The organism is Flavobacterium sp. GCM10022190, from assembly GCF_042656445.1.
Classification (GTDB): domain Bacteria; phylum Bacteroidota; class Bacteroidia; order Flavobacteriales; family Flavobacteriaceae; genus Flavobacterium; species Flavobacterium nitratireducens.
On the sequence record NZ_JBHSOQ010000001.1, the window covers coordinates 1,211,682 to 1,224,037 of the forward strand.

General features: G+C 39.0%; 6 protein-coding genes. All 6 read right to left on the reverse strand.

Going from position 1 to position 12,356, the window contains the following annotated elements:
- Positions 1-22: 22 nt before the first annotated feature.
- The 6 genes from ACFPTQ_RS05035 to ACFPTQ_RS05060 all read right to left on the reverse strand — a co-directional run bounded on the left by ACFPTQ_RS05035 (position 23) and on the right by ACFPTQ_RS05060 (position 12,304).
- Positions 23-1,867, reverse strand: coding sequence for a rhamnogalacturonan lyase (locus tag ACFPTQ_RS05035; protein ID WP_379774645.1), 1,845 nt, complete (start codon positions 1,865-1,867; stop codon positions 23-25).
- A gap of 317 nt (positions 1,868-2,184) precedes the next feature.
- Positions 2,185-4,317, reverse strand: coding sequence for a hypothetical protein (locus ACFPTQ_RS05040; protein WP_379774648.1), 2,133 nt, complete (start codon positions 4,315-4,317; stop codon positions 2,185-2,187).
- Between the two features lie 2 nt (positions 4,318-4,319).
- Positions 4,320-7,901, reverse strand: coding sequence for a DUF4450 domain-containing protein (locus tag ACFPTQ_RS05045; protein ID WP_379774650.1), 3,582 nt, complete (start codon positions 7,899-7,901; stop codon positions 4,320-4,322).
- Positions 7,902-7,973: 72 nt separating this feature from the next.
- On the reverse strand, positions 7,974-9,356 hold the full coding sequence (locus tag ACFPTQ_RS05050) for a glycoside hydrolase family 28 protein (protein WP_379774653.1): 1,383 nt from the start codon (positions 9,354-9,356) through the stop codon (positions 7,974-7,976).
- A gap of 184 nt (positions 9,357-9,540) precedes the next feature.
- Positions 9,541-10,911, reverse strand: coding sequence for a sulfatase-like hydrolase/transferase (locus ACFPTQ_RS05055; RefSeq protein WP_379774655.1), 1,371 nt, complete (start codon positions 10,909-10,911; stop codon positions 9,541-9,543).
- A gap of 13 nt (positions 10,912-10,924) precedes the next feature.
- On the reverse strand, positions 10,925-12,304 hold the full coding sequence (locus tag ACFPTQ_RS05060; protein WP_379774657.1) for a glycoside hydrolase family 88/105 protein: 1,380 nt from the start codon (positions 12,302-12,304) through the stop codon (positions 10,925-10,927).
- Positions 12,305-12,356 lie beyond the last annotated feature (52 nt).

The window sequence follows — 12,356 nt, forward strand, 5'->3', positions numbered from 1 at the left end:
AAAAAAGGGTAGAAGTTTTCTTTTAAGGCACCAATTTAATATTTGGTTTTGGCGCGGTCTTCATGCCTTTTCCCATATAAAAACTAAGGTGAGGCGGCTGGTTGTAGCCTACGTTTTGCCAGGCAATTGCCAGTCGGTACTGAGAGTCGTGCATTAGAGTGTATTGCCTGATGTCTGTTGGAATTGTAGTCGAGTAAATGCGTAATTCGCTGTTATCTTCACTTCTTAAAATCAGTTCCTCACGCCAGTCGCCTAAAATATCGGCTGAAAGGGCAGGTGTGGATTTGGTTCCATTATTAGAACGGGCACCTTCGGCTGTAAAAAGACGGCCTTTTCCGTATTTGTCAATATAATTGGAATTTAGAATTTCTCTTGTTGCATCGCCATCCCAATAAATTAGGAAATTGGCAGCACGAGGCGCATCGCCTATTCTATTCCCTTTGATGTCATACAATCCTCCAGAACCTGACCACCACATTTGCGCACCTACGCGGGTTGAATCAATATTGTCGGCAACACCTCTTCCTACATCTTCATTAGGGGCGGCTGTAAACAATATTTTTCCTGTTGCAGCTGAAAATAGCGCCACTCCAGGACCTTTGGTGCCTTCTTCAATTTCATGAACCCCAAATACTTCCTGACCCAGTATTTCAGGGTCTAAATCGCTTACATGCAACGCATCACCATGACGCAATCCTGTCGTGTACATTCCTTTTCCATCGTCATCTACTACCATAGCACCATAGATAATTTCGTCTTTTCCGTCATTGTCTACATCGGCAACAGATAGTCCGTGGTTGCCCATTCCTGAGTAAGGATTGCTACCGTCTTTAGTATCGAAAATCCAACGTGAAGTTAACTTTTTGTCTTTAAAATCCCAGGCTGCCATTACAATACGACCGTAATAACCACGACACATCACCACACTGGGATGAACGCCATCCAAATAAGCCACACAGGCCGTAAATCGATCGACTCTGTTACCTGTTCTGTCTGTTTTACCATTTCCGCCTTTGCCTCCCCAACCTGCAATATTGCCTCTTTCAGGGATATAAGGAACGGTAGTAACCAAATTTCCTGTTTTGCCATCAAAAACAGATAAGTATTCCGGACCTTGCAAAATCTTACCAAAAGTGGGCGATTTTGGGTTTAAATCACGCCAGTCTTTAGAAGCATCTCCCACCACCTGATTAGCATTGTCGGTAGTTCCATCGGCAGTTTTACAAACGAATTCTGCTATGCCGTCTCCGTCTAAATCATAGACCATAAATTGGGTATAATGAGCGCCTTCGCGAATGTTTTTACCAAGGTTAATTTGCCATAGCAATTTTTCTTCCAAAGTATAAGCTTGAAAAATTGGAGGATCCGTTAATCCGGCAAACGAATTGTCTTTGCCAATTCCCGTCATGTGGACCACGATTTCGTAGCGACCGTCTCCGTCTAAATCTCCCACAGAACAGTCGTTAGCAGAATAACCGGGAACAGCTTTTAGCGGAATGGATAAATAGTTTTTATCAGGGCTGCTGGCGGGAAGTGTAAAACTACCTTTCGCTTCTTTTTCAACTCCATTTAAAACAGTTTTTACAAACCAAGTATTGTCTTCTGCGGGATTGGCTTTGTCGTCAATTAGATTCGTAGCTCCAGTTATGGGTTTAGTGTTGACTTTTACAGCAGCATTTTTTCCGCTTTTTCGATATAAATTAAAAGCCAAATCATCAGCATCGGTTCCTAAAACTCTCCAGTTCACATAAAAATGACCGTTTTCTTTTACTGCAATCAATCCTCTGTCGAGGGATTCCATTTGTCTTTGGCTAAATCCGGCAAGGGATAATTGACAAGCGAGTAAGGCTAAGAAGTATTTTTTCATTATTGGTTTAGGGTTGGTTGAAATTATTAAAAGATTAGTTGTAAATCATTTAGTTAGGACATTGATTCGTTAATAAGGTTTAAAAGAAGTAGTATTTTTATATAATTTCTTTTTTGCTTGATCAAAAAAGAAACAAAAAAATCAAGTCTTCACATCCTCGTCGGTCAAATTTGTTTTCGAATCCTAAAAGAAAAGAACTCCCCCGAAAGGATTCGGGGTCAAACAGCTTTTCTTTTTACGGATTCTTCAAACATTTGACACTCGCCTGCGGATGTTAAGGACATTGACATCCCGTAAATAATCCTAATTTTCGTTTATTAAAACATTTTTTCAAGACCTTCCCATCTTACATTCCATTGTCCATTTTTAGGGAAACCCGGATTGTTTTCGGTAGTGCCGTCCCAACCGGCACACATCATGGCAACAGCAGTTAGGATACCACCATTTCCTGGTAAATAAATTGGTAATCGACCTTCCTGATAATTGTGTCCGTTTACCAAATAGGTATTCGTTTGCACATTCATAAATAGCGCATCAACTGCTTTTTCAGGCATGCCCAATCGAGCGGCTGTCATGGCTGTCATTGGGAAATCCCAACCCCATGTTTCTTTCCACGACCAAGTGTCCCAAATTAAATCGAAAGTATTTCGCATGATTTTTTTGTCCAGCAAAGTAGTTTCCGGTAACATTCCGTAGGTTCCAAAAACCGAAGGATGATCCGTTTTGTATTCCGGATTGGTGTAAGAATCGGTGGCACTCTCTGTCGCCAGATACACATTGTTTTGTACTGGCAATTGCGATAGTTGTAGAATTACATCCTTCCATTTGGCTACTTCGGGTTCGCCTAAACGTTTTTTCCATTCCAAAGCGGTATTTAAAGCCCAATTCCAATAAGCTAATTCATAAGTTGGATTGAATGTTTTTTCGGCAACAAAACGTTCCTGCGCCGGAATGACACCCGGTCCAAGGATGTATCTTTTTTTCTCTTGGTCATAATAAGCAAAAGAAGCCATGAAATCGGCAGTGGCAAAAACACGTTTTTTGTATAAGTCTAAGGTTGCTTTGTCTTTATGGTCGCGGTACATCAACTCGGCATAAGTAATGAAATGTGGCTGTTGCCAAATCAATAATGCACCAATCGATGAGGGTGCTTCGTTACCATCCGGATCGGTCATTTTTTGCCATCTTACCCCATCATAACCTTGTCTTTCGGCTATTTTCTTGGCATTATCATAGACTTTGTTGTACCAAGGCAGACTTTTTTCAAGCAAATTGGCTCTTCCCCAAATCGGAAAATGAACCCCATGCCACCAATGCATTTCCAAGTGTGGTTTACCGTACCAGCTGTTGTATGTCAGTCCGGTTTCCTGAGGAGGTTCGCTTCCGGTGCATTGCAATTTGGTTAAATATTGGGATAAAATAATTCGGCGTTCCAATTCAAATGCTCGTTTGTCTGTACATTGCGAAAAATCTACTGCAGCACCGCTTTTCCAAAATTTTTCCCAGCCCAAAATAGTGCTAGTTTGCACTGCAGGTACATCAGGAATAGTTAAGTTGCTTTTGTAAGCAGGAGCAAATGCGCAACTAAATTCAAAACTGTTGTTTTTAGCGGGAGTCAAAAGAAAATAATGTGCTTCTTTTTGAGCAATCGTCGCATTTCCTTTCCATTTTAGACCGACATTGTAAGTAATCGAATCCATTTTGTGATGGATAATGACTTCGTTTTTTCCATTCTTCGAAAGCGTGCTGGTATAAGCCAAATCAGCTTTCCAAAGATTACCGTTATCGCCCCATTTCATCGTTGGGAAAGGGATTCGCATACGGATTTTGAGATGTCCTTTTTTTATCAAATCAGAAACTACTTTTACACCAATCACATCCTGTTCCTGATGGGAAGCTGTCCAAACTTTTACAGCAGTTCCTTCGAGAGTAAACGAACTTTCGATTTCCCCTGTCCAGACATTTAGTGTTTGTTGGATGTTTTTGATATCCGAAGGTTGTGCCGGTGAGCCATCTTTTTTGAATAATTCAAAACCTAAATTTCCCAGTTGCAAACGGTGTGCATTGGCACGGAAATATTCTACCGCTTTTGCAGCGTGTTCCGGTGTTTTTTGTTGCATCGAATAAGTAACCTTTCTGCCATTCTGTTCAATGTTTCTCAGGCTTTCTTCAAATTGGTAATTTTCGGTATTAGGCACAGCATCCCATCCCCATTCGGATTGGGTTCCCAAAGGAACACCTGCCTGATAATAATCCGGAAATGTTTGTAAACCTGTGGCGTCTACAGTAAAAGCAAATGTTCCGTTTCCAACCGACAAAGAACCTAGGGTGTCGATTTTGGTGATGTTTACATTGTGCCTTGTTACTAAGGCTTTGCGGTCGATTTTATCCTGTGCTTTTGCTGTGGTTAGGAGCAGGCACAAAGAAAGGCTGGTTATTATTTTTCGCATACTTAATTTCTGTTTAAGGTTATACTCATTAGTCCAATAATCACATCATTGGCAATGGCTTTTATTTCGATTTGTTTTAGGTTTTTATTTTTGTCTAAAGGAATATCCAAAATCGTTCCTGCACCGCCTTCAACTCCAAAATCACTAAATCCTTTGATGCCTTTAAAGTCTTTGAAATCTCTGCTAATAGTTCCTGATTTAAGATAGACTCTTGGTGGTTTTGGAGCATTGGTGGTAAAAGCAAAATCATCGGTATAATAGTCCTGTTCGATTGGCCACCAATTTTCAGGGTTTTTTAGTTCCAGTTTTTCGAAGCTTCCATCTGTGTAAGTTACAATTATTTGGCCGTTAATAAATCGGCTTTGCATTGGGTTGGTAGTACCGGCCATCATCAGGTAAGCCTGAGATGCTTTTCCCGAAAGGGGAATAGTTATAGCCTTAGAAAAGTTGTCCCATTGTGATACAAAAGCGATGTTTTTATCGGCAGTGGAAGGCGTGCTAAAAGGTATTCCTTGCGGACTCTTGATTAGATTTTTCGCTCCTGCCCATTTTCTCAATCCGGAGTCGTCAATTTCCGGTTTTATTAGTGGATAACACCAGTTTCCTATTCCTTGTGTTGGGAGTTGAAGACTAGGTGATTGCGCTCTCGGGCTTAGGTATTGGTGTTCAAAAATATTCGTGATTTTATCATTGAAAAACGGATTTAGATTCACGCTTTCCCATTTGGTTTTTGGATTAGCCTGAATGTCCCAATTGTTAAATAAAAGTTGGTTTTTTGTGCCGTCATCAGCAATAATTGAAATCGAATTGGTTCCTGAAACCAGTTGTTCTAAAGGAATTTCGATTTTATTTTGAGTTTCGGTAGCTAAATGAATAGCCTTTTTATTCGCTTCATTATTTACTAAAAAATATCCTTTTATGGCTTGAGAACTATTGTTTTTTAGGTCTAAAAGGAATTTGTTTTCGTTTAAACTATTCGAAAGGATTTCAACTTTTGGCTGAATACTAATATCGATTGCCTGCCACCAAATCATCTCGTTTTGCTTTAGTTTTACGAAGAAACTTTTGTTGCCAAGACCATTTGCAGTTGCATTAATTTGATGTTGGTTTTGCTCGATTTTGCTCAGACAATTTTGACTGTCTTTGATTTCTAAAATGCTTGCTTTTTGTGTTTTTATGCTTATGTTTTCGCCTTCGCAAATGTTTGAATCGTAGCTGATTTTCTCTAATTTTTCTCCACTCCAAATGATTTCAATTTGGTAGGCATCGGCATAAGGAACTTCAATGCTGATTTTTGGGTTGCCGATAGTGGATTCAAGTACTTTCCAACTTACTTCTTTTTCGTTAACGGTTAATTGGCTAATGGATTCATGTGTAGCATTTACCAAGAGTTGCAGCTTCATTTTTGTCGCAAAATGAGGCTTGATTTGGTAACTATCCGTATTGTTTTTTCTTTCAAATGCGAATGCAATATCCGGAACTTCCAATGAGGCCTGATTCCAGGCGATAGGTAATCCGGGTTGAATAGTCAGCGTGTTTTTCAGTGCATCAGGTTGAATGCCGAAAAGTCCTTCTACCAAAGTTCTTCCTGCCATTCCCACCGGGTCGGCAAAATCACGGTATAATTCTCCACGAATGGCATCCTGAAATAGCAACTGCTCGAAACTTCCCGGTGAAGCACCGAGATACATACTTTCGATTAAACCACTTTCCCAAAGCTGATAGGCTTTTTCCGATTGTCCTGCCTGCCAATAGGCGAGGGAAGTGTGCAGAATTTCGGCAAGAGCCACATTGTTGAGCGACCAGTCGTAAGGTTGCCAATTGGTCGTTGAGATGATTTCTAAATTCTTTTTGTCCAAGCCTTCGGCTGCCACCGGAATATGCGGAATTTCAGTGTCAATATAGCGCAATGCTTGATACGCCTGAAACGGATTGGCAACTTCGCTGTCCAAAGCATGGTAAATACTCCAAATAGCAGGAGTGTCATGAGTCAATTGATTGCCCAAAAGGTCTTTGTATTCGGCAAAGGTTCCTTTGTTGTTCAACCATAGTTTTTGCTGAATGGCATTATAAATATGTTGGGCTTCTTTGGCGTAAGCCGAACCATCTTCACCTATGATTTGCGCTAATTCGGCAGCCATTTTATTCGCATAATAATTATAAGCCGACGTATGTGTCACACCACCACCACTATATTGCAAGGCATCACTCGCCCAGATAGCGGCATAGGCGTCGTAGAGTCCATCGCCATCTACATCATAATTTCTTTTTTCCCAGGCCAAATGTCTTTGAATAACCGGCCACATTTTTTTTAGAAAATTAATATCGCCAGTCCATTTGAAATGACGAATCAACTGGTCAATAAAAACCAGATTCATGTCGTAATGGTGCGCTACTTTGTTGTTGTTTGGATTGCGGCTGATGTAACCGCTGGAGAACATCGAAGTACCCATTTTTTCCAATTGGCGGGCATAATTTCGGGTAGTGTCAGGTACAACAGGACCTGATTCCGGTTCGATTACCTGCGAATTTCCATAGCTTTCAAAATGACTTTTGGCTCTGTCATGCCAGCCTAAAGGATCAGCTACATAAGCACCACGCCAGGCATTTAGGTACATTCGCCAGGCTATTGCTCCGTGTAAATAAGCAGGATTTTCCCAGATAGCATCGGCTGCCATAGCCAGTGTACCGCCTAAAGTATTGATATACGGGTCGGGAGTGTTGATTTTAATCCGACTAGCCAATTGTTCCGCTTGATCCAACGCTTTTTGGAATTTTGCAGCTATAGTTTCCTGACTATTATTGTCAATTTTAGTTGCATTTTCAATCAACCAAAAGTCGCCATTTTTCGAAAATTGCTTTAATTGGCCTGTTAGCATAGGTGCTTTATTAGCAGTTGAGGTATAATTTTCTAACGGTGTTTTAAGAAAATGTGCACTCGTTATCAGTACTTTTGAAACGGGAAAAATACCAATTAAATGCTGGTTGTTTTCTGTGTTTTTTTTACTGCTTTCCGAACCATAATCAAGGTTAAAGCTGTTTTTATTAATTTGATATTGGTTGTTAATGCAATATTCCGGTTGTAAATAAAATACCGATTCCGGGTCGCCGCCAATATCTCCGTTTCGGGAAAATTTTTTGCCACTGGCGCCTCCATAAGCCCAGATTAGTGAAAGTTTTTTAGGTATATTTTTGCCTGTAACTTTTACTATAAATCCTTCGGTATCTACCAAAGCAACAATCTGAACGCTCAAAGAAGCATTTTCTAATAAGGCATCTTTGATTTCGTACTCAACCGTTCCGGGAGTGTATTTAGTATTGATTTTATCTGCTTCGGTTATCCATTTGCTTTTGCCATTATTGACAATTCCCAGTTTGAAATTGCCACCCATTCCCGGCATGTAAGTTGCAAATTCAGGTAAATCTCCGGCCTCTACTCTAAAAGCCGTATTGCTTCCGTATAGAGCTCGGTTGAATTTTCGGGTTCCATTTTGTAATACAAAACTCTTTCCTTCAGGTGTATAATGGATTTTACGCTTTATTCCATGCCAAAGTTCTTTTTGCTGCGCAAAAGTGTATTGCATCGAAAACGACAGCAGAAAAAGAAGGATATAAATTTTGGTTTTCACTATAGTTTTGGCTGGTTGTTGATTGGTTTATTTGCTGAAATCTACATTTTTAGAGTTTTCAATTTTTAAGGTCGAATGATCCAAAGCCTGAATACTTACGTCATCCAGATTCCAGTTGCTGCTATAGGAAATACTTCCGGCAGTTTCGGCTGAAATATGTACGTTTTTCAAATTCACATTTTCAACTATCGATTCCTTTAAACCGGCTACCGAGATGGCTTTTTTAGCGCCTTTGATGTCGATGTTGTTTAGATAAATGTTTTTAAAAGTGGGAATTCCACGAGATTCCGGTTCGACTTTAGTCAGCATTTTTTTCCAATGGGGAGGTAGACTTTCTTCGGTATATCCCTCCGGAAGTTTGGAATAGCTGTAGGCTGGATTCCAGTTCATAGAAATACTGATAAAAGTACCTACACTTTCCATTTTGATATTCTCCATATAAACATCTTCAACAGTTCCACCTCGATTGGTTGCCGATTTGATATTCAGTCCATTTTTGGTGCCATAACCCTGAATATTGGAAGCGTAAACATGACGGATACTACCTGAAGTTTCGCTTCCTAAGGTGAATAATCCTGCGCCTTGACGCGCAATACAATTGCGTACCATCACATATTCTGTTGGGCGATTGACTCTCAATCCGTCCCAATCACGACCTGCTTTTAGACAAAAATTATCGTCATTACAATCAATATCACAGTTTTGTACCAGTATCCATCTTGAAGAATCGATATCCACTCCATCGGTACTTGGGCCGTGTCCGCCAATATTGTTTCTGATTTTGATACCATCAACAGTAACGTACTCCGAATACAATACCTGGACTGTCCAAAATCCGGCTCTTTGAATGTTGAGGTCTTTTAGAAATACATTTTTTGAATTGCTTATTAAAATGGTTCTAGGGCGTTTGGCATCATAATCTACAATCCAACGTAAATTTTTAGCCTCGTATTCTTTGCGTAAATTCCAGTAGTAATCCCAGTGTACTTTTCCTTGTCCGTCGATGATTCCTTCTCCATCCAATGTGACGTTTTTTTGGTCCAACACATTGATTAAAGCCGTTGGCCATTTCATTTCGATACCAGCCACTCGGGTGTCAATTTCCGGATAATCGGCTATGTTTTCGCTTCCTAAAAGTATTACTTCTTTTGGGACATTAAAATGGACTCCTTCTTTGATGAATAAAGAAGCTGTTAAATATTTTCCGGGTTTAAAAGTGATAGTTCCGCCACCTTTTTTACTGCATTCATCAATGGCTTTTTGTATGTTTTTTGTAGAAAGTGTTTTACCATCATTCACTGCTCCAAAATCATTTGCATAATAGATTTTAGATTTAAAAGTGTTTTCTTTTGCTCCTACTTTGTTAATCCATTCCGGTTCAAAATTCGTGGAATGGGGTGTTTGTGCCATTTCTTTACAAGAAAAAAAAAGCATTAGAAAACAGCTTAAAATAAAAAAGTTTGGTCGCATTTTGATTGATTTACTATCGAAAATCTTTATTTTATTTCAAATAACTGTCCTGTACTAACCTGTTTTTAAATAGTAATCTTGTTATTATAGAAAATGAGATCGTTTTTGGGAATTTCGTTTTCAATTATTCACCGGCCGAATTTACTTCTTTGGCATCTTTGCTAAATTGATTTTCCAAATCTTGAGTTAATTTTGAAGCAATATTTGGGTGGGTTAGCATTAGGTTTTCCTTCTCTTCAGGATCTTTTTCAATATTAAAAAGTTCAAAAGTAGTTGTGCCATTTTTATGTCTGGTTCTGATTAATTTCCAAGGTTTTTCAATGATGCTTTCCTGTAAATGACCACGAATGTATATCGATTGATTTGGGATGGAATCGTTGTGGATGATAGAATTCCAAACATTTTTTCCTTCAACAGTTTTAGGTATTGATTGTGTGCCAGCCAAAGACAAAATAGTAGGCATGAAATCACTTACTGAAATATAATTGTTGTTTATAGAACGATTGATTTTGTTTTTCCAATACACAAATGCAGGGACTCTGATAGCTCCTTCATAGTTGGTAGTTTTCCAGTCGCGAAGTGGGAAGTTGTTTCCTAAAACATCATTTGCGGCATGCCTTCCTTTGTATTGAATACCTGGGATCCAGTTTTGCATCGCACCATTATCACTCATAAAAAATATGATCGTATTTTTGTCTAAATGGTTTTGTTTTAAGGCTTTTAAAATTTGTCCAATACTATAATCCAAATGCGACATGGCTGCTGCGTAATCTCTTCTGGATTTGTTTGTAATGGTTTTTAAATAGGGTTTTTTCCATTTGTCTTCCTCTTGTAAAGGAAAGTGGGGCACACTATAGCTTAATTGAATATAAAAGTTTTTAGACGGGTCTCTTTTGGTTTTAAGCCAAGTAATGGCTTCGTTTTCAATTAAATCAGTAACATGTCCTTTTTCAGTAATAAATACACCATTTCTGTGCCAACTCGGGTCCCCATTTTTGTATTCGTGACTGTATTGGTCTATTTGGCCATGTAAAAAACCATAGGAATAATCAAATCCATAAGCTTTTGGACCGCTGGTGGGATTAAGGCCTAAATGCCATTTGCCAAATAATGCCGTTTGATAATTTTGTTGATGTAAAGCTTGGGGTAAGGTGGTAACATCTGCCGGAAGGCTAAGATTGCTTTTATCACTTATAGGTGCCACTATTCCCATACGGCTGGAAGGTCTTCCAGTAAAGAAACTAGCTCTGGAAGGTGAACAAGTTGGTGCCGCGTACATACGATTAAGACGGGCTCCATTTTTAGCTAACCAATCTATATTTGGGGTATGTATTTCAGAACCATTGTAACTTACGTCATTCCAACCAGCATCATCAGCTACAATTACGACAAAATTAGGTGTTTTGGGTGGATCAATTTTTTGTTTGATTGATTGCCCAAAACTTAAAAAACCTATTGAAATTGCGGTTATGCAGTTGATAATGCTGTTGTACATGAATGTGGAATTTTTACTTTTTAGATTTTAATTGAACAGAACTGTCGTTTAATTCAAATTCATTGTTTTTAAGCATTAGTATAATTTCGGAACCCGCTAAAAGTACCGGGCCATATCCGTGTGCTGCAAAAGTATTGATTGGTCGATAGTAGTAAAATGCAGGATCAAATCCCATTCCGGTTCCTACGCAGGTGCCTTCTACCTGACCTTTGTCGTTAACTTTTGTGGCAACGGCATTCCAAGCTAGTAAAGCAGCAGGTGCATACGCCGCTTTGTCAATATATCCTCTGTTTATCGCTCTGGCGATTGAATAGGTGTAAATTGCTGTTGCCGAAGTTTCTAAGTACGTATCATTTCGGTCTAATAATTGGTGCCAAAAACCAGTTCCATCCTGATACGAAACTAATCCTTTGATATGTGCTTTTAATTGGTTTAAAACCATGTTGTAACCTGGATGATCTTTAGGTAATGTTTCTAATAATTCCACCATAGTCATCACTGCCCAACCATTAGCACGAGCCCAATGAAATTGAGGATGTTCCTCCATTCCTTGAACCCAGCCATGCATATAAATTCCTTTTTGACTATTGAACATACGCTCCGAAAATTGTTTTACTTGTTTTACAGCGTCATCATAATATTTTACATCGCCCGTTAATTTACCCATTTGAGCCAAAGCAGGAACGCCCATGAACATATCGTCCAGCCATAAGGTGTTTGGCTGAGGTCTGTTTCTTGCTAAAGTTCCATCAGTTAAACGGAATTCTTTATTACTTATATAATCCATAAAACCATCAATTAATGGTCTTAAGTCTGCCTTTAATCCTGCTCTTTGCGCTTTGATCATCGCAGCTGTAATTGCTCCACCATCGTCTAAAGCATGTGGCATCAAAAAACCATGGATTGGAGAAGGGTACTCTTTGTTTTTGTCTAGTTGTTTTTTATAAAAAGGAGCAATATCTGCAATAAGTTTTAATCGTTTATTAGTGTAATCAGCATATTTTTGGTCACCAGTAGCTTCCGTAGCCAATAGCATTCCGGCATAGGTTACTCCCCACTCGTAGCTCGTTAATCTGAAACTTCCGGGTGCGAAAATGCTGTTTTCATTAAGTTCTTTAAGGTTTTTTAACTCCTGTTTCGTCTTGCTGTTTACCATATAAGCAGGGGTCGTTTTTTCTAAAAAATCATAGACTTTGTCTAAAGTTGCTTTGATTTCTTGAGTAGATTTTGCTCCATAAGGAGTAGGATAGTCTGGTTGTAAAAAATGCAGGGGAGTAGTAGCGTCATTTACAGGCTCTTGAGCAAATACACTAAATGGAATCACTAGTAAGCTTGCTGCAATTCCTATTTTTTTTATGGTTTTGAATTTGGTTCTTGAATGGTTCGTTTTCATTTTGGTTTGGTTTTAGTTTTGAATGGTTGTTTAGTTATATTTTACTATTAAT